22 protein-coding genes are annotated in these 18,237 nt (G+C 71.0%); 6 read left to right on the top strand and 16 right to left on the bottom strand.

Annotated elements, in window-relative coordinates; genetic code table 11:
* Position 1 precedes the first annotated feature (1 nt).
* Genes OG898_RS24525 through OG898_RS24490 form a run of 8 tightly spaced genes read right to left on the bottom strand, consistent with a single transcriptional unit; the run spans position 2 to position 6,574 of the window.
* On the bottom strand, positions 2–436 hold the full coding sequence (locus OG898_RS24525; RefSeq protein WP_266959232.1) for a VOC family protein: 435 nt from the start codon (positions 434–436) through the stop codon (positions 2–4).
* Positions 436–1,098: a DJ-1/PfpI family protein gene (locus OG898_RS24520; protein WP_266959230.1), complete on the bottom strand. Its 663-nt coding sequence runs from the start codon at positions 1,096–1,098 to the stop codon at positions 436–438. The genes OG898_RS24525 and OG898_RS24520 overlap by 1 nt, the downstream gene beginning before the upstream one ends.
* Positions 1,091–2,695, bottom strand: a complete 1,605-nt coding sequence (locus OG898_RS24515; protein ID WP_266959228.1) for a GMC family oxidoreductase — start codon at positions 2,693–2,695, stop codon at positions 1,091–1,093. Before OG898_RS24515 ends, OG898_RS24520 begins: the two co-directional genes overlap by 8 nt.
* A gap of 11 nt (positions 2,696–2,706) precedes the next feature.
* Positions 2,707–3,078, bottom strand: a complete 372-nt coding sequence (locus OG898_RS24510; protein ID WP_250741552.1) for a nuclear transport factor 2 family protein — start codon at positions 3,076–3,078, stop codon at positions 2,707–2,709.
* Positions 3,079–3,091: 13 nt separating this feature from the next.
* Complete coding sequence (locus tag OG898_RS24505; protein WP_250741357.1) at positions 3,092–3,547, bottom strand: nuclear transport factor 2 family protein; 456 nt, start codon at positions 3,545–3,547, stop codon at positions 3,092–3,094.
* 20 nt (positions 3,548–3,567) lie between these two features.
* Entirely contained in the window at positions 3,568–3,999 is a 432-nt protein-coding gene (locus tag OG898_RS24500; RefSeq protein WP_266959225.1) for a nuclear transport factor 2 family protein, read from the bottom strand.
* A gap of 60 nt (positions 4,000–4,059) precedes the next feature.
* On the bottom strand, positions 4,060–5,715 hold the full coding sequence (locus OG898_RS24495) for a thiamine pyrophosphate-binding protein (protein ID WP_266959223.1): 1,656 nt from the start codon (positions 5,713–5,715) through the stop codon (positions 4,060–4,062).
* 34 nt (positions 5,716–5,749) lie between these two features.
* Positions 5,750–6,574, bottom strand: a complete 825-nt coding sequence (locus OG898_RS24490; protein WP_250741352.1) for a type 1 glutamine amidotransferase domain-containing protein — start codon at positions 6,572–6,574, stop codon at positions 5,750–5,752.
* A 288-nt stretch (positions 6,575–6,862) separates the two neighbouring features.
* Here OG898_RS24490 and OG898_RS24485 point away from each other — a divergent pair, with 288 nt between their 5' ends.
* The 5 genes from OG898_RS24485 to OG898_RS36300 all read left to right on the top strand — a co-directional run bounded on the left by OG898_RS24485 (position 6,863) and on the right by OG898_RS36300 (position 10,390).
* Entirely contained in the window at positions 6,863–7,135 is a 273-nt protein-coding gene (locus tag OG898_RS24485) for a UBP-type zinc finger domain-containing protein (protein ID WP_266959220.1), read from the top strand.
* 116 nt (positions 7,136–7,251) lie between these two features.
* Positions 7,252–8,895, top strand: a complete 1,644-nt coding sequence (locus OG898_RS24480; RefSeq protein ID WP_266960413.1) for an FAD-dependent oxidoreductase — start codon at positions 7,252–7,254, stop codon at positions 8,893–8,895.
* Between the two features lie 88 nt (positions 8,896–8,983).
* Complete coding sequence (locus OG898_RS24475) at positions 8,984–9,481, top strand: hypothetical protein (RefSeq protein WP_250741350.1); 498 nt, start codon at positions 8,984–8,986, stop codon at positions 9,479–9,481.
* A 91-nt stretch (positions 9,482–9,572) separates the two neighbouring features.
* Entirely contained in the window at positions 9,573–9,902 is a 330-nt protein-coding gene (locus OG898_RS36305; RefSeq protein ID WP_308313413.1) for an antibiotic biosynthesis monooxygenase family protein, read from the top strand.
* On the top strand, positions 9,899–10,390 hold the full coding sequence (locus OG898_RS36300; RefSeq protein WP_308313412.1) for a group II truncated hemoglobin: 492 nt from the start codon (positions 9,899–9,901) through the stop codon (positions 10,388–10,390). The genes OG898_RS36305 and OG898_RS36300 overlap by 4 nt, the downstream gene beginning before the upstream one ends.
* Before the next feature lie 169 nt (positions 10,391–10,559).
* Here OG898_RS36300 and OG898_RS24465 read toward each other — a convergent pair whose 3' ends face one another.
* The 5 genes from OG898_RS24465 to rpe form a co-directional block, all read right to left on the bottom strand.
* Positions 10,560–10,997: a barstar family protein gene (locus OG898_RS24465; RefSeq protein WP_266959217.1), complete on the bottom strand. Its 438-nt coding sequence runs from the start codon at positions 10,995–10,997 to the stop codon at positions 10,560–10,562.
* The gene (locus OG898_RS24460; RefSeq protein ID WP_250741348.1) at positions 10,994–11,479 is read right to left on the bottom strand and encodes a ribonuclease; all 486 of its coding nucleotides are present in this window, start codon (positions 11,477–11,479) and stop codon (positions 10,994–10,996) included. The genes OG898_RS24465 and OG898_RS24460 overlap by 4 nt, the downstream gene beginning before the upstream one ends.
* 49 nt (positions 11,480–11,528) lie before the next feature.
* Positions 11,529–11,753 carry a hypothetical protein gene (locus OG898_RS24455; RefSeq protein ID WP_250741347.1) on the bottom strand — a complete coding sequence of 75 codons (225 nt, stop codon included), beginning with the start codon at positions 11,751–11,753 and terminating at the stop codon, positions 11,529–11,531.
* A gap of 136 nt (positions 11,754–11,889) precedes the next feature.
* A complete protein-coding gene (locus OG898_RS24450; RefSeq protein WP_250741550.1) occupies positions 11,890–12,903 on the bottom strand; it encodes a sugar-binding transcriptional regulator in 1,014 nt (337 codons plus the stop codon).
* Between the two features lie 138 nt (positions 12,904–13,041).
* Positions 13,042–13,728, bottom strand: coding sequence for a ribulose-phosphate 3-epimerase (rpe, locus tag OG898_RS24445; protein WP_250741346.1), 687 nt, complete (start codon positions 13,726–13,728; stop codon positions 13,042–13,044).
* 145 nt (positions 13,729–13,873) lie between these two features.
* Between rpe and OG898_RS24440 the strand changes: the two genes are divergently transcribed.
* Entirely contained in the window at positions 13,874–14,578 is a 705-nt protein-coding gene (locus OG898_RS24440) for a VOC family protein (protein ID WP_266959214.1), read from the top strand.
* 16 nt (positions 14,579–14,594) lie between these two features.
* Here OG898_RS24440 and OG898_RS24435 read toward each other — a convergent pair whose 3' ends face one another.
* The 3 genes from OG898_RS24435 to fmt all read right to left on the bottom strand — a co-directional run bounded on the left by OG898_RS24435 (position 14,595) and on the right by fmt (position 18,128).
* A complete protein-coding gene (locus OG898_RS24435) occupies positions 14,595–15,569 on the bottom strand; it encodes a YafY family protein (RefSeq protein WP_250741342.1) in 975 nt (324 codons plus the stop codon).
* 79 nt (positions 15,570–15,648) lie between these two features.
* Positions 15,649–17,115, bottom strand: coding sequence for an RsmB/NOP family class I SAM-dependent RNA methyltransferase (locus OG898_RS24430; RefSeq protein WP_250741340.1), 1,467 nt, complete (start codon positions 17,113–17,115; stop codon positions 15,649–15,651).
* A 68-nt stretch (positions 17,116–17,183) separates the two neighbouring features.
* Complete coding sequence (gene fmt, locus OG898_RS24425; protein WP_250741339.1) at positions 17,184–18,128, bottom strand: methionyl-tRNA formyltransferase; 945 nt, start codon at positions 18,126–18,128, stop codon at positions 17,184–17,186.
* Positions 18,129–18,237 lie beyond the last annotated feature (109 nt).

Below are 18,237 nucleotides of genomic sequence, written 5' to 3'. Positions count from 1 at the left end.
GTCATGCACCGTCCTTGTCGTGTTGACCGTGTTCGTCCTCGAATCCCTGGCTGACCTCGACGATCACCCCGTCGGGATCGCGGACCCACACGGTCCGCCACCCGCAGATGAAGTCGTCGAAGTCCAGTGGTCCCAGGGTCACTTCGGCCGCTTCGCCGAGCGTGGCCAGGAAGGCGTCCACGCTGTCGGTCTGGAAGGCCAGGTGCCGCATCCGGCCCGGCGCCGCCGGCCCGTCGTGGAGGGCCGGGGCGGCCTGCTCGGTGCCCGCCGCGAAGAGCTCCAGGTACACGTCCCCCTGGCGCAGGAAGATGATCTGTGCGTCTCCGAGGTCGACCACCCGGGCCCGGGTGAAGCCGAAGTACCGGGTGTAGAAGTCCTCGGTGGTCTTCTGGTCCGCGCAGTTCAGGCCCACGTGCGACCAGACCATCGGGGCCATCAGGCAGTACCCCGCGCGCCCTGCGCGCTCCCCGGCGCGCTCCCCGCTCCGCGAGCGCCCCGTGCGCCGCGGTCGGCGGCGATCAGCTCGATGATCCGGCGGGCGAACAGGTGGTGGTGGGCCCCGGTGCGGCCGGTGACCAGGTCACCGTCGACCACCACGTCCTCGTCCACGTACTCGCCGCCCATGTTCCGGACGTCGCCGATGAGGTTGTTGTGGCAGACGACCTTGCGGCCGCGCACCTTGTCCGGGATCGAGGCGGCCAGCCACATGCCGTGGCAGATGATCCCCTTGAGGACGGTCGGCTCCTCGAAGGCCCGGCGCAGCAGCTCCGTCGCCGGGGCCAGCACGTCCACGTCCTCGGTGTAGCGCAGCCGGTCGGCCACCATGCCCGAGGGCACGATGATCGCCGCGTACCGGCGCAGTTCCTCGTCGCTCAGCCCCTCCAGGGACTTGTCGGCGGTGAACGGCGCCCGGTACTCGTGCCCGGAGAAGGTGATGGAGTCGTTGCCCCACAGCCGGGTCAGGAAGTCGACCTCGGCGCCCTCCTCCGCGAACCGGTGGCCGTAGTAGAAGATCTCCGGCTCGTAGAAGTCGCTCTCGACCAGGACCGCGATCCGGGTTCCGGTCAGCGCACCCTCGCGCAGGACCACATCAGGCACGGGACACCCCCTTCAGGAAGTCCGCCGCGCGCTCGGCGATCATCGCGATGGCGGTGTGGCAGTTGCCCGACGGGACGGCGGGCATCACGCTCGCGTCGACGACGCGCAGGTTCCGTACGCCGTGCACCCGCAGTTCGGGGTCGACGACGGAGAGGTCGTCGATGCCCATGCGGCAGGAGCCGGCCTGGTGGTGATAGCTCTCCGACTTCTGCTTCACGAAGGTGCGCAGGTCCTCGTCGGACACGTAGCCCGGTCCGGGCTGGAGCTCCTGCTTGTACCAGGGCGAGAAGGCGGAGGTCGCGAAGAGCTCCCGGGCCGTCCTGACGCCCTGGACCATCCGCTCCAGGTCCCAGCGGTCGCCCAGGTAGTTCGGGTGGATCAGCGGGTGGGCCAGCGGATCGGCGCTCGCCAGCTTGATCCAGCCCCGCGAGACGGGACGGACGACGCCGGGCAGGATGGACACGGTGTTCGGGTGGTCCTGGCCGACGATCACGTCGAACGGCACGTGCACGAAGGCGATCTGCAGGTCCGGCGCGGGCAGTCCCGGCCGGGAGGAGAGGAACAGCGCGCTCTCGGAAAGGTTCTGCGCGGGCGGCGGCAGTTCCTGGGTGACCTCGGCCATCAGCCCGGTCAGTACGTGGTTGTGGAAGTTCTCGCCGACCCCGGGCAGCTCCGCGACCGTCCCGATGCCGTGCTCGCGCAGCTGCTCGGGGTGCCCGATCCCGGAGAGCAGCAGCAGCTTCGGGGATTCGATCGCCCCGGCGGCCACGATCACCTCCCGGCGGGCCCGTACGGTGTGCAGCCCGGGCTCCGACGCGGTGCTGTGCCCGTCCCGAACCGTCCGGCCCGATATCTCCGCGGGGGCCTGGAGCTGGACGTACTCCACGCCCGTGCAGGTGTCCCCGTCGAAGAGCAGCCGGGTGCTCTGCGCACTGGTGCGCAGGGTCAGGTTGGAGCGGTCCAGGGCCGGTTCCAGATAGGCGGCGAGGACGCCCTGGCGGCGGCCGTCGGCCACGTCGATGTGGTGCCAGCCGGTGCCGAACAGTCCGCGCCGCGGCCCGTCGGTGTTGAAGTCGGCGATCTCCTCGTGGCCCAGCTCCACGGCGGCGTCGATGAAGGCGCGGGAGACCGGGTTGGGGCCGTGGAGGCCCGCGTTGGTGATCCGCTGCGGGCCGCGGGTGCCGGTGGTGACGGCGGTGGCGTCCTCCTGGCCCTCCAGCAGCGAGAAGTAGGGCAGTACGTCCTCGTACGCCCAGCCGGCCGCGCCCTGGTAGGCCCAGTTGTCGAAGTCCGAGGCGTGGCCCCGGATGTGCATCATGATGTAGAGGTTGCTGCTGCCGCCGGGGGCCTTGCCGCGCGGTTCGTACGTGCGGCGGCCGTCCAGGCCGGGCTGCGGGACGCTGGTGTAACCCCAGTCGACGGGCCCGCCGAGCAGCTTGTACCAGGAGGACGGATCGTCCACCTCGGGAGGGATGCGGCCCGCTCCCGCCTCCAGGACCAGGACGCTGACGTCCGGGTCCTCGGAGAGGCGGTTCGCGAGGACGCTGCCGGCGGTGCCGGATCCCACGACGATGTAGTCGTACTCATCCACGGCCATCGCGCGCCCCCTCAGCCCTGGCCGAGCACCTGGAAGGGAACCGTGTCGTGGTAGTTCGCCATGTAGGCGATCTTTCCGTCCACGATCCGGAAGAAGTTCATGACCTCGGCCTCGATCTCCTCCCCGGAGGGGGTGACCGCGGTGAGGTGGGAGACGGCCGCGGCCTTCTCCCCGTCGACGAGGAAGTGCACGGGCTCGTTGCGGAAGACCCGGTACATGGTCCCCATGCCCTTCATCATCGACCGCAGCGTCTCCAGGCCCTCGATGTGGCCGGCGAGCTGCTCGTCCATGACCTGGTCCTCTGCGAACAGGTCGCACCAGCTGTCCCAGTCACCGGCGTTGGCGTACTCGTAGTACTTCTGCAAGATCTGCCGCGCGTCCATGGCGCTCAACCCCCTACTGGTCCCTGCGGGTTCCGTCGGGCGCGAAGGGCGCCCAGAACTGGCTGAAGGCAGTGGCGTTGTCGCCGAACAGGCCGTCGTGGCCCTCGACGATCCGGCCGTCGCGCCAGCGCATGAAGTGGAAGACCGGGTAGTCCATCCGCTCGTACGGGGACCCGCTCGACGCGTCGGCGCCGCCGCGCACGGCGACGTTGCGGCAGACGTCCGCACTGCAGTCCTCGCCGACGAGGACGGCTTCGATGTCCATGCGGAAGGTGCCGCCCGTGAGCTTGTGGGTCTGGCCCATCAGCTCCAGGAAGGCGTCCAGGCTCTCGTACCAGCCGGCGAGCGGGTGGTTTCCGGGGACCTGCCAGCGCAGGTCCTCGGCGTAGTACTCCAGGATCCTGGCCCGGTCGCCGGAGCCGAGGGCGCGGTACGCCGCTTCGACCCGCTCCCGTGTCACTTCGGTCATCGTCGCTTCTCCTTCGGCTCTCAGAGGGAGGCGGAACCGGGCATGGGCGCCAGTTCGTTGACGGTGTACTGCCGGATCAGCGGCCCGTCGGGGCCGGCGACCACGGTCCAGGTCTGGTCGGCGTCGAAGCCCAGCCACACGCTGCGGGCGGCCGGCGGGTCCCAGATCTTGGCCTGCCAGTTGACGAGGACCCGGACGATCGCCCGGTCGCCCTCGATGACGGGCTCCACCTTCGTGACCGTGTGCACCTCGTCGAAGAAGCGGTTCGTGACCGCCTCGTACCAGCGGCCGAAGCCCTGGTGGCCGAGGAAGGTGTCCTCCGGGACCTTGAACTCCAGGTCCTCGGTGATCAGGGCCAGCACCTGGTCCGGCTGGACGTGCTGGTCCAGGGCCACGTACCACTTGTCGGCGAAGGCGCGGATCGCGTCCTCGGTCAGCCGCTCGGCGGGCATGCGGTCTCCTCCTGTCTGTCCGTGCGGATGAAGGGGCGTGGTGCGAGGGGGCGCGGTGCGTCAGATCTGCACGTCCACGAGGAACGGCCCGGGGTGGGCGAGCATCCGCCCCACCGCCGCGATCGCCTCGTCGGGCTTCTCCACCCGCATCCCGCCCGCCCCGAGCGACCGGGCCAGGGCGGCGAAGTCGATCTCGGGGTGCGAGAGGTCGAAGGAGCCCGGGAAGCCGTGCTCCGGAATCTCCCGCTCCCGCCAGTACTGGGCGATGTTGTCGTCCAGCAGCCGGTACTTGCGGTTGTTGCAGACCACGAACTTGGCCTCGATGCCGTGCCGGGCCGCCGTCCACAGCGCCTGGTAGGTGTACATCGAGCCGCCGTCGCCGGCGAAGCCGACGACGAGCCGCTCCGGCCGGGCCAGCTTGACGCCGACCGCGCCCGGGAAGCCCACGCCCAGCGAACCGCCGCGGGTGAGGTGGTAGTCGCCCGGCCGCTCCGGCGGCAGGTACCGGGTGACCAGCGGGGAGGTGGTCAGCGCCTCGTCGAAGACGATCAGGTCCCCGCCCGTGCGCTCGGCCAGGGTCCGCAGGAAGACGGCCATCGGCGAACCGTCCGCATCCATCGCCTCCCGCTCCGCCTGGCCCGCCCGCACCCGTTCCCGGGTCCGTGCGTCCAGCCGCCCGGCCGCCGCCGCCCGCTGCGCGGGGGTGAGCAGCCGTTCCAGTACGCCGGCCAGTGCGCGCAGCGCCTGCCGGGGATCGGCGGCGAGCCCGAGGTCCACCGGATGGTTCTTGGCGATCTCGTAGGCGTTCAGGTCGATGTGCACGACCCGCGCGCCGGCCCGGAAGGGGCTCTCCAGCTCCGGGAACACCTCGGGGAAGACGTAGGTGCCGACGATCAGCACCCCGTCCGCGTTCTCGATCAGCTCCTTGCTGTGCGGGCCGAACATGTGGCCCGTCTGACCGCGGCGCAGCGGGTGCGAGGCCGCGATGTTCACCTCGGAGGAGTCGACCTCGTACACGTCGGCGCCGAGCAGCTCGGCGACGGCGACGAGTTCGCGCTGCGCCCCGGAGAGCGCGACCCCGTCCCCGACGAGGACGACCGGCCGCTGCGCGGAGGCCAGCAGCTCGGCCGCCCGCCCCACCGAGGCGGGCGAGGGCGCCACGTCCGTGAGCGGCACCGTGGCGGGCAGCACGAGCTCGGAGTTGAGCTCGTCCAGCACGTCCATCGGCAGCGCCACGAACACCGGGCCGCGCGGCGGGGTCAGGGCGATCTTCACCGCCCGGCGGATCGTGCGGAGCACGGAGTGCCGGTCGGTGACCCGGGTCGCGTACTTGGTCACCGGCTTCGCCATCGCCACGAGGTCGGACGCCATCTGCGCGTCCATGGCGTCGTAGCGCACCCCCGCGTCGCCGGCGACCACGACGAGCGGGGTGTGGCCGCGCAGCGACTGGTAGAGCATGCCGATGCCGTTGCCCAGCCCCACCCCGGAGTGGAGCTGGAGCAGCGCCGCCCCGCCGGTGGCGCGGGCATAGCCGTCGGCGATCCCGGCGGCCACCGTCTCCTGGAGGGCGAGGACGTAGTGGAAGTCCTCCGCCGCGTCGACCGCGTCGAGGAATCCCTGTTCCACCGTCCCCGGATTTCCGAACATGACGTTCAGGCCGTCGGCCTTGAACTGGTCGATCAGCCTTTCCCGTCCGGGAGTGGCTCCAGAACTCATCGAACTCCCCCTCCTCTTCCCGCGGGTATCGGAATTACCAGCCGTACCGGGTGAGACCGTTCTCCAGGACTTCCACGATCTTCTGCCCCGTGAGATACGAGTCGGGGGTCGAACGACCGGTCACGAACGGGAAGTCGACGATGACCGAAAGGGGGTGACCGAAATTCCCGATGTACGCACCGCTCGGCCCGGTCGCATCGCGCAGGATGTACTCCAGCGGATACGGCGGCGGCCCCATGTTGAAATCGGTGCCGAGGAATCCGGTGCCGTCCTTGTAGTCGTACTCCTTGCAGTGGCCGGTCACGTGCTTGCCCCAGATGATGCTGCGGCGGTCGCCCCAGTCCCGGGCGAAGGCCAGGCAGGCGACGCCGTAGCACTCGGCCGCGACCACCTTGCCCGCGTTCTTGAAGGCGAGGATCAGGGCGTGCACGCGCTCGTTGTTGGCGAGGTCGACGATCGGACCGCTGCCGCCCACGACGAGCACCGCGTCGAAGCCGGCGATGTCGGCCTGGAGCTTGTCCAGATCGCGGTGGTACTGCTCCAGCTTGGGCAGATAGGCCGAGTCGCTCGTGTACGGGCGCTCGGGGGCCCACGCTTCGATGTCCAGCGGGGAGTCGAGCCGGCTCGACTGCTCGAACTCCCGGCCCAGCCGGGCGTTCTCCTCGGTGGTGACCGAGCGTCCCAGCGGAGGATCGATGTAGTTCGCGTCGAGGCTCGGCGGGAGAGCGTGGGCACGCTTCCCGGTCGGCGTGGCGAATACGACTTCATAGCCCTGCTCGTCGAACTGGGATACGGGGCCGATCAGTTCTTCGGCCCAGTAACCGTGTTCGGAGACAATGACCAGAATCTTTCTGCTCACGGATTCCTCCAGGCGCCGCCTGTTGTCGTTGGCGTCCCCCACACTGGCCGCGCCCGGGGGCTGCGTCAAAGCGCTGGTATGCGACTTCGTGAGGTAGTCGCCCAGGTCATGGGGGCACCTCAGGAAGTCGTCCGGCGAGGTCATGAAGTAGCCGACGGACTACCTGACTTCGGCCGAATCCCTGAACCGTCGCCGGAACCCCGCCTTATGGTCTGGACGCGCCGTGAATCACGGGCGCGCTGCAATCACGTGCGCGAAGCGCGGATGCGCGAGAGAGGGACGGGGACGATGACGATGGACCTGTTGTGCACCCACATCGAGTCGATACGTCCGGTGAAACCCGGCACCGAGGGCTGCGAGGAGTGCCTCGTCTCCGGTGACACCTGGGTGCACCTGCGGATGTGCCTGAGCTGCGGGCACGTCGGCTGCTGCGACTCCTCGAAGAACCGTCACGCCACCAGGCACTACGGCACCACCGAGCACCCCATCGCGGCCTCCCACGAGCCCGGCGAGGACTGGGCCTGGTGCTACGCCGACAAGCTGATGCTGGACCCGGCGTGAGCGCGGCCCCGGAGAGCGCCGCCGCCGGCACCGCGCCCACGAGCACCGCACCCACGAGCACCCCCGCCGCGACCGCCGAAGCCGCGGCGCGCGCGGAGAACCGCAAGCCCGTCATCCTGGCCGTGGACGACGACCCGCAGGTGCTGCGCGCCGTCCGCCGCGACCTGCGCAGCGCGTACGGAGACCGCTACCGGGTGCTCGGCGCCTCCTCGGCCGCCGACGCCCTCAAGATCCTGGACTCCCTCGACGAGCGCGGCCACGACCCGGCGCTCTTCCTCGTCGACCAGCGGATGCCCGACGTCACCGGGGTCGAGTTCCTGCTGGAGGCCGTGAGCCGGTTCCCCGACGCGCGCCGCGTGCTCCTCACCGCGTACGCCGAGACGGACGCGGCGATCACCGCGATCAACCGGGTCCGCCTGGACTACTACCTGCTCAAGCCCTGGGACCCGCCGCACGAGCGGCTCTTCCCGGTCCTGGACGACCTGCTCTCCGACTGGCTCGCGACCTATCGCCCGGCGTACGACGGGATCATCGTCGCGGGTCACCTGGTCTCCCCCGGCACCCATGCCGTCCGGGACTTCTTCACCCGCAACGGCCAGCCCTTCCGCTTCCTCAACGTCGAGCGGGACCCCGAGGCGCTGACCGTGATCGCCGCCGCCCAGCCCGACGCCGCGCTGCCCCTGGTGCGCTTCCCGGACGGCTCGGTGCTCTCCGCGCCGACGGACACGCAGCTCGCCCAGCGCCTGGGGCTGGCCACCACCGCCTCGCGCCCGCACTACGAGTGCGTCATCGTCGGCGCGGGCCCGGCGGGCCTCGCGGCCGGCGTCTACTCGGCCTCCGAGGGCCTGTCCACGCTCATGCTGGACTCCCGCGCCCCGGGCGGCCAGGCGGGCACCTCCAGCCTGATCGAAAACTACCTCGGCTTCCCCTCGGGCCTCTCCGGCGGCGACCTGACCCGCCGCGCCACCATCCAGGCCTCCCGCTTCGGGGCCGAGATCCTGCACCCGGTGGAGGTGACCTCGCTGACCCGTGACGACCCGGCGAAGATCCTGACCCTGGCGGACGGGACGGAGATCAGCGCCGAGACGGTGCTCCTGGCGACCGGGGTCTCGTACAACCGCCTGGACGCCCCGGGCGCCGACCGCTTCGAGGGCGCCGGGCTCTACTACGGCGCGGCGACCACGGAGAGCTCGGCGTGCATCTCGCAGCACGTGTTCATCGTGGGCGGGGCCAACTCGGCCGGCCAGGCCGCCGTGCACTTCGCCAAGTACGCCGCCCGGGTCACGATCCTGGTCCGCGCGGCCTCGCTCGACGACAGCATGTCCCGCTACCTGATCGACGAGATCGAGCGCACCCCCAACATCGAGGTGCGGGTCCGCACGACGGTCGTCCGCCTGCACGGCGAGGACCACCTCGAACGGCTGACCCTCCACAACTCCGAGACCGGCGAGGACAAGGAGATCCCGGCCCGCTTCATGTTCACCTTCATCGGCGCCCGCCCGCACACGGGGTGGCTGGCCGGGGTGGTGGAGCGGGACGAGTACGGCTTCGTGCTCACCGGCTCGGACCTGATCTCCAACGGCGGCGAACTCCCGGCGGAATGGAGCCTGGAGCGCGCCCCGTACCCGCTGGAGACCAGCGTCCCCGGAGTCTTCGCGGCGGGGGACGTACGGGCCCACTCGGTCAAACGCGTCGCCTCGGGCGTGGGCGAGGGAGCCATGGCGGTCTCCCTGATCCACCGCTACCGCTCGATGGGCTGATCCCTCCGGCCCGGCCCCTGTGGGCTGAGAGCGAACAGCGCGCCGACCCCCTTGCGATCAAGCTCTGCCCGGACGCACCGTTGATTACATGATTACATCCGAGCAGAACGAGCAGCTCCGCTCCTGGTTCGCCGAGCGGCTGCCGGTGGACGTCTACGAGTCGCTCCTCTCGGTCACGGTCGACCGGGAGGAGATCACCGTCGTCGGTGAGATACCCGCGACCGAATCGGTGGCGGCCTTCCGCGAGCGCACCCGGGAACAGCGCGTCGAGGTGGCCCGGGAGGCGGAGGAGCTCTACCGCCGCAAGGTGTCCTGGGCCGCCCAGTCGGGCGAGGAGCGGACCCTCTTCACCCACCTCGCGGTCCCCGTCATGACCCGCCTGCGCCAGCCCGAGCGCCAGGTCCTCGACACCCTGGTCGCGGGCGGCGTCGCCCGCAGCCGCGCCGACGCCCTGGCCTGGTGCGTCCGCCTGGTCGGACGCAACACCGACACCTGGCTGACGGACCTGCGCGAGTCCCTGGACCGGGTCCAGCAGGTCCGCGCAGAGGGTCCGGACCTCACCGACTCCCAGAAGTCCGGGTCATAACGGCGAAAGATCCCCCGGCGCCCGCAAGATCGCGCAAGCCTGACACGGACCACCGGCGATCAACGCCCGACCCCAGGGAGAGGCCCGCACCATGACCACCACCGTCGAATACATCCGTTACCGGATCGCATTGGACGATCAGCCGGCTTTCGAAGACGCGTACGTCAGGGCCTCCGAGTCCCTGGCCGCCTCGCCGGAGTGCATCGACTACGAACTCGCCCGCTGCGACGAAGAGCCCGAGCGCTACATCCTGCGCATCCGCTGGACTTCGATCGACGCCCACCTGAACGGATTCCGCAAGGGCGAGCACTTCCCCGCGTTCTTCAGCGCGATCCGCCCGTACGTCACGGCCATCGAGGAAATGCAGCACTACCTCGTCACCAAGGTGGCCGGCCCCGGAAAGGCTTCCACCCCGTCATGAGCACCGCACCCGACACCACACCGGACACCACGCCCACGATCTACGAGTGGATGGGCGGCGAGGAGGCGATGAACCGCCTCACGGACGTCTTCTACGCCCACGCCCTGCAGGACGAGATCCTGGCCCCGGTCTTCGCGGGCATGGACTCCGAGCACCCCCAGCACGTGGCGGTCTGGCTGGCGGAGGTCTTCGGCGGCCCGAAGCAGTACACCGCGTCCCACGGCGGCCACCAGCACATGGCCACCAAGCACCTGGGCCGCGGCATCACCGAAGAGCAGCGCCGCCGCTGGGTGGACCTGCTGACGGACACGGCCGACGAGGTGGGCCTGCCCACGGACCCGGAGTTCCGCGCGGTCTTCGCGTACTACATCGAGTGGGGCACCCGCATGGCCCTGATCTACTCGGGCCCCAACCCGCCCCCGGTCGACGCGGCCGACATCCCGGTCTGGTCCTGGGGCCAGACCCCACCCTGGATCCCGAAGTCCTGACCAGAAACCCGGCGGAGCCCCTGGGCTCCGCCGGGGCACATCCAGCCTCGTCGGCACATCGAGCCCCGCGGGGGCAAATCCAGCCTCGCCGGCGTTTGAGGCGCGGGGTCCGGGGCGGAGCCCCGATCTTTCAGCCCCGCCGCACGATCCCAGCCCCGCCGGGGCACATTCAGCCCCGCCGGCGTTTGAGGCGCGGGGTCCGGGGCGGAGCCCCGGCAGCCGGCCCCGGGCCGGACTCGGCGAGCAGCACCGTCAACCCGGGCCCCGCCCCCTCACCCTCGGAGTCGGCCCGCCAGAAATCGACGGCCTCCTCCAGCACCTCCCGCAGCGTCTCCCAGTCCGCGGGCCGCACCTCCGCATAGCCCCGCCAGGAGCTCACGGCCAGCAGCCGCCCCGGCGCCGCCGGCAACCACGACAGATCCCTCAGCGCATCCGACAGCGCATCCCAGTTCCCCCCGACCCACGGCGGCAGCCGCAGCGCGGCCCCACACCGCCGCATCAGCTCCGCCTTGCTCCGTACGCCGTCCAGATCCAGCCGTACGGTCACCCAGCCGGCGGCCTCGGCCGCTTCGAGCGCGGGGGCCAGGGGACGCGGGTCCAAGGTCATCGGAGAACCGCCTTGAAGGTCTCGTAGTGGTCGTCCGTGTAGAAGAACTCCCCGCCCCCACCGGTCACGATCCGCCGGGCCCCACGGTCCCGCTCACCGGGCGTCTTCACGGTGAACTCGTGGTAGTAGCCGCGCTTCTTCTGCGGCAGGACCTTCTCGAAATTGCCGAAGACGGTCCCGTCCTGCCGGTACTGGTACGGCCCGCCCTTGTCGATCAGCGTCAGCACGTCCCGGGCCTGCTGCGGCAATGCCGAGGCCCGTACCGTCGCCATGCCCTTCGCCCATCCGGGCGTCGGCACAGCGGAACTCGCCGCCCCGCTCGGGGCAACGTCAACGCCGGAGCCGGCGCTCGCGCTCGTACTGGTGGCCGCGGCAGGCGCGGGTTTCTTCCCGCTGCAACCCACCGCACCGACCAGCGCCGCGCAGAGGAACACAGCCCCCAGCACACGCAGCAACGATCGGGGCACGTTCCGAAAGATCATGCACCGATCGTGCCAAATATCCGATTCTCCCGCGAATCGCGCGGTGTCTTCAGAGGGCGGACATCTTGGTGTACGGACTCAGGATGCGCTTGCGGACCTCAGGCCCGAATTCGACGAGGACAGCGATCCCCTCCTCAATGGCGACGACACGGCCGAGGCCGTGCTCGTCGTGAGAAACCCGGTCGCCGACGCTGAAGTGCCGGAGGGGCGCTTCCACGGGGGCCTTGAACGGGCTGGACGGCAGATGGCGGCGAGGTACTGCGGACTTTGTCATTGAACCCAGTATGCGCCCAGCAGGCCGTTGAACGGTCCGCCGTTCGGATCTCAATTACGGCACCATCCGCATCGGCGAACCTCGCGTGCCCGCGTTTGACCGGCATTCGTCCGGACAATCGGACCAATCCGAACAATCACTCGTCGGGGTCGGCCCGCTCCAGCGCCGGCCGCAGACCGGGCTCCGATTCGGTCAGCAGGTAGTCCGCCACGGCGGTGTCGGTGACCAGGCTGGTCACCAGTCCCGAGCGCAGCACCGCCCCGATCGCGGAGGCCTTGCGCAGCCCGCCGGCGATGGCGACGACCTCGGGGATCCGGCGCAGCCGGTCCGCCTCCACGGTGATGCAGCGCTCGCCGAGGTCCCGCCCGACGCGGCGCCCCTCGGCGTCGAACAGGTGGGCGGACATCTCGGCGGCGACGCCCAGCGAGGCGTAGTGCGCCCGCTCCTCGTCGCTCAGCATGTCGTGGACGGTCGAGATGCCCGGCTCCCAGGAGCCGATGGAGACGGCGGCGACGGTCACCTTGTCGAAGTACTCGAAGGCCCGCGCGATCCCCGTCTGGCTGCGCAGGGCTGCCGCGGTGGCCGGATCGGGCAGCAGCATCGGTGCGTAGATGGGGTGGGCGTCCCCGCCCGACACCTGCGCGGCCCTGCGCACGGCCTCCACGGACCCTCGCTCGGCCGTCCCGGCGTCGTACACGCCCGTCAGCTGGACGACGGTGCACGGAGGCAGCCGGTGCAGGGAGGCGGCCATGTGGATCGTCGACCGCCCCCACGCGAGGCCCAGCACGTCGCCCTCGTTGACGAGTTCGCCCAGCAGATCGGCGGCCACGGCACCCAGGTTCTCCGGGTCCGGAGCGTCCTCGGTGGCATCGGCGGGAGACTCCACGACCACGGCGTGCCGCAGCCCGTACCGGGCACGCAGCGCGTCGGACCGCTCCGCGTCCAGCTCGGCCGGTACGCGGATCTCGATGCGTACGAGGTCGCGCTCCAGAGCGGTCTCCAGGACCCGGGCCACCTTGAAGCGGCTCACGCCGAACTCCTCGGCGATCTGGATCTTGGACTTCCCCTCCAGGTAGAAACGGCGCGCCATGGCCGCCGCCTGCACCAGCTCCGCGGGTCCCATCCGCAGGGCTGACCGTCCCGCCGACATTGCAGACACCGCGTTCTCCTCACTGCTGTTCACACCATCGTGTTCACACTCTCGACTCGCCGTTCATCCTGTCAGATACGACGGCCGTTGATCAGCCTGGACAGCTCCCGTTCACCGAGCTGTTCACCAAGCCTTGGTTCAGTGGTTGCAAGCCCAGGGCGCAGCGGCGATCGCCGCACCCGCCTGGTCACGCAGCGTGCGCACGGCTGCCGCCGGATCGACCGCTCCGTAGACCGCGCTGCCCGCCACGAACACGTCGGCGCCGGCCTCGGCGCACCGCTCGATGGTCGTCGCGGAGACGCCTCCGTCGACCTGGAGCCACAGCTCCAGACCGTGCTTGGCGATGAGCTCCCGGGTCCGGCGGATCTTGGGCAGCATGATGTCGAGGAAGGGCTGACCGCCGAAGCCGGGCTCCACGGTCATGATCAGCAGCATGTCGAGCTCGGGGAGGATGTCCTCGTACTGCTCGATGGGCGTCGCGGGCTTCAGCGCCATGGACGCCCGCGCCCCCTTGGCCCGGATCTCCCGCGCGAGCCGTACGGGCGCCGCGGCGGCCTCGGCGTGGAAGGTCACGGAGCCCGCGCCGGCCTCGATGTACTGGGGGGCCCAGCGGTCGGGGTCTTCGATCATGAGGTGCAGATCGAGCGGGATGTCCGTCGCCCGGCTGAGCGACTCCACGATCGGCACGCCGAGGGTGAGGTTCGGGACGAAGTGGTTGTCCATGACGTCGACATGCAGCCAGTCGGCCCCCTGGACGGCCTTCGCCTCCTCGGCGAGCCGGGCGAAGTCGGCGGACAAGATGCTGGGATTGATCTGAACGGCCATGCCCCAAGCGTGCCATGCCGCAAACGGCTTCCGGCCACTACCCCGGAAGTGGGGTGCAGGGGGGCGATCACGAGGGGAGAACAAGGAAGGAGCAGGATGCTATTCAAGTTTGACTAGCTGGGTGGAGCGGCCCTACGGTCGGAGGATGAGCGAGAAACTGGCGGCGATACTCCCCTGCAGGTCCATCCCCGAGACGGTCGGCTTCTACAAGGCCATCGGCTTCGAGGTCACGTTCTACCAAGAGCGCCCGTACGCCTATGCCGTCGTGCAGCACGGTGAGGTCGAGTTGCAGTTCATGGCACTGAAGGGCTTCGAGCCGACCGGATCGTACGGCGCGTGCTACATCACCACCGACGACGTCGACGGGTTGTACGCGAAGTTCCGCGGCGGTCTGAAGCGGGAGCTGGGCAGGATCCCGACCCGCGGCCTCCCCCGGATCGGTCCGCTGAAGGACACCACCTACGGGGTGCGGCAGTTCATCATGGCCGACCCGGGCGGCAACAGCATTCGCATCGGCCAGCCGACCAGCGAAGACCTCCACCACGCACCGGTCCCCAAGGAACCGGTGGCCAAGGCCCTCCACATGGCCTCACTGCTCGGCGACTCCAAGGAGGACTACCCGGCCGCCGCCAGGATCCTCGACCGCCTGCTGTCCTCCGACACGCTCGACGTCCCTCCCCCGGCCCGCGTGAAGGCCCTCATCCTGCGCGCCGCCATGGCCGTCCACCTGGACGACGGCCCCCTCGCCGCCCGCCTGCTGTCCGAGGCCGACCGGATCCCGCTCTCGGCCGCCGACCGCGCATCCCTGGCCGACGACCTCCTGCGCGCCGAGGACCTCCGCGCCGGTTAGGCCCTCGCGGATTCCCTCACCCCGGGTCCCCGTAGCGCGCCGCGAGCGCCGCGGCGCGGTCGCGCAGCCACGTGCGGAGCGATTGCGGGGCCAGGGCCTCCCCGTCCATGCCGAGCTGCCACAGGGCCCACCGGGCATGCCGTGCGTCCTGGAAGGTGACCTCCAGGCGCAGCCAGCCGTCCGCGTCGGGTTCCTCCGCGCGGACCGCCAGCGCGGTGTCGAGCAGGTCTTCCCGCCGGGCCGGATTCACCCGGAGCAGCACGGCGATGTGGTCGCCGCCGGAGAGGAACCCCGCGGAGCGCTCCCGCCAGATCCGGTCCAGATCGACCCGGCTCGGCCGCTCGGCCGCTTCGGGGAGTTCCTCGGCGGCCAGCACCCGCGACAGCCGGTAGGTGCGGTCCTCGCCCGCCCGCGTGGCCAGCAGGTACGCCCGGTCCCGTACGGTGACCAGCCCGATCGGGTCCACCGTGCGCCACTGCGGCTGCTCGCCGGTGGCCGCGTAGCGGATCCGCAGCTTGTGTCCGGCGAGCACCGCGCGCCGGACCTCGACCATCGTGCCGCCGGGCACCTCCTCGGTGACCAGCCGGCGCGAGAGCAGGTCGGCCTCCGGGTCGACGAGGAACCGCTGGGCCGCGTCGTTGGCGGCGGCGAGGTGGCTCACGGGCAGCGCGTCGACCACCTTGCGCATCGCCGAGGCGAGCTCCGGGCCCAGGCCGAACACCTGCTCGCCGCGCCCCGGTCCGGCGGTCAGCAGGGCGAGGGTCTCGTCGTGGTTCAGGCCGGTGAGTTCGGTGCGGAATCCGGGCGACAGCGCGAAGCCGCCGTGCCGGCCGCGTTCCGCGTAGACCGGGACCCCCGCGGCCGACAGTGCCTCGATGTCGCGCAGCACCGTACGGGGGGATACCTCCAGCTCGCGGGCGAGCGTGTCCGCGGTCAGCCGACCGCGCTGACGCAACAGCAGCACCAGCGAGACCAACCGGTCTGCGCGCATGCAAAAACCTTATCGGAATACACGACAAAGGGTGTCGTGTATTCCTTGCCGGGCTCGTCGCGACGCCGAGCCCGACCGGTCAGCCGGTCCGGCGGATCAGCGCCAGGTACATCGCGTCCGTCCCGTGCAGGTGCGGCCACAGCTGTACGTCCGGGCCGTCGCCCAGTGCCGGAACCTCCTGCATGTACGGCCGGGCGTCGATCAGTTCCGCAGCGATCGGGGCCGCACCGGCGCCCCGCCCCTTCAGTACGTCCTCCACCACGACCCGGGTCTCCGCCAGGTGCGGCGAGCAGGTCGCGTAGCCCACGACGCCTCCCACCCGGACGGCCGAGAGCGCCTCGCGCAGCAGCCCGCGCTGGAGCGGCGCGAAGCTCTCCAGGTCCTCCGGCCGGCGGCGCCAGCGCGCCTCCGGGCGACGGCGCAGCGCGCCGAGACCCGAGCAGGGCACGTCCATCAGAACGCGGTCGAAGGAGCCCGGCAGCCACGGCGGACGCGTTCCGTCGGCCGTGATGACCTGGTAGGGGCCCGGGTTGCCGGCGAGCGCCCGCTCGACCAGCCGGGCCCGGTGGGGCTGCTTCTCGGAGGCCAGCAGGAACGCACCGCGCTGGGCGGCCAGCGCCGCGAGCAGTGCGGCCTTGCCGCCCGGTCCGGCGCAGCCGTCCAGCCAGCGCTCGTCGCGGCCCTCGACCGGGACGGCCGCCAGGGCCATCGCCACCAGCTGGCTGCCTTCGTCCTGCACACCGGCGCGGCCCTCGCGCACCGCCTCCAGCGCGCCCGGTTCGCCGCCCTCGGCCATCCTGACCGCGTACGGGGACCAGCGTCCCGGCAGCGCCGAGTCCTCGCCCACCGCCTCCAGCAGCTCCTGCGCCGTGGACCGCCCGGGCCGCGCCACGAGGGTGACCTCGGGCCGCTCGTTGTCGGCCTCCAGCAGGTCCTCGATCCCGGCGCGGCCGCCGCCCAGCGAGTCCCACAGGGCGCTGACGACCCACCTCGGGTGCGAGTGGAAGACCGCGAGGTGCTCCTCCGCGTCGTCCTCGTACGGCGGGGCGACCTTCTCCAGCCACCCTTCGAGGTCGTGCGCGGAGATCTTGCGCAGCACCGCGTTGACGAACTTCGCCCGCCCGTCGCCGAGCACCACCCGGGCCAGCTCCACGCTCGCGGACACCGCCGCGTGGGTGGGGATCCGGGTCCCGAGCAGCTGGTGCGCGCCGAGCGAGAGCACGTCGAGCACCGGCGGGTCGACCTCGCGCAGCGGGCGGTCGATGCAGGCCTTGATGACCGCGTCGTACGTGCCCTGGCGGCGCAGGGTCCCGTACACGAGCTCGGTGGCCAGGGCCGCGTCCCGCGCCTGGAAGGTCTCGTCCTTGCGGGCCTTCTTCAGCAGCGGCGGCAGCACGAGGTTCGCGTACGCGTCGCGCTCGTCCACCGCCCGCAGCACCTCGAAGGCCAGCATCCGGACGGGGTCCTTCTTGGGCCTGCGGTACGGCTTGGCGGGCTTGCCGTTGGCCTTGGTGGCGGCCGGTCGGCGAGGGGGCTGTTCGCTCACGTGAAAGGTGCTCCGGGATTACGTAACGCTATGACGATGGAACAGGAGGACGAAGGCGACTCCGCAGATCAGCGTACGTCGGACCCGCCCAGCCGCTCGCCCGGAGCGATCCGCACCCCGCGCGCCCAGTCGGCGGCCTTCATCGGCTTCTTGCCCTGCGGCTGCACCCAGAGCAGCTCCACGGCGTGCGAGCCGGTGCCGACGTAGACGTTGTTCTTGGCCGCGCCCAGGTCGCCCGGCTTCAGGTCGGTCCGGTCCGCGACCGGCGCGACCGAGACCAGCTTGAGCCGCTCCCCGCGGAAGACCGTCCACGCGCCCGGCGCCGGGGTGCAGCCGCGCACCAGCCGGTCGACGCGCATCGCGGGCGCGTTCCAGTCGACCCGGGCGTCCTCGACGGTGATCTTCGGCGCGAGCGAGACCCCGTCGGCGGGCTGCTCCACGGCGCGCAGGGTGCCGTCCTCGATGCCGTCCATGGTGGCGACCAGCAGCCCGGAGCCGGCGAAGGCGAGGCGGGTCAGCAGGTCGCCGCTGGTGTCGGTGGGCCGAATCTCCTCGGTGAGGATCCCGAAGACCGGGCCGGTGTCGAGCCCCTCCTCGATCCGGAAGGTGGAGGCGCCGGTGACCTGGTCCCCCGCCATGATCGACTGCTGCACGGGGGCGGCACCGCGCCACGCGGGCAGCAGCGAGAAGTGCAGGTTGACCCAGCCGTGCTTCGGGATGTCCAGGGCGCCCTTGGGGATCAGCGCCCCGTACGCGACGACCGGGCAGCAGTCGGGGCCGATCTCCCTCAACCGGGCCTGGAATTCGGGGTCGCGCGGCCGGACGGGCTTGAGGACCTCGATGCCGGCTTCCTCGGCGCGCTCGGCGACGGGGCTGGCGACGAGGCGACGGCCCCGGCCGGCCGGCGCGTCGGGCCGGGTGACGACGGCGGCGACCTCGTGGCGCCCGGAGGCGATCAGAGCGTCCAGGGCGGGCACGGCGACCTCGGGGGTGCCTGCGAAGACGAGCTTCACTGGGGTCTACCTCGCTATCTCGGCTGTCAGCAGCGCATCAGTCTATGCGGTGGCCGCACACCGTCCCACTTGCGAGGCGACGCCCGCCCGAGGGGGCGTACGCACACAC

Source organism: Streptomyces sp. NBC_00193, from assembly GCF_026342735.1.
GTDB classification, from domain to species: Bacteria; Actinomycetota; Actinomycetes; order Streptomycetales; family Streptomycetaceae; genus Streptomyces; species Streptomyces stoeckheimensis.
Note: the sequence above shows the minus strand (reverse complement) of the source record. Positions and strands in the feature narration are given on the sequence as shown.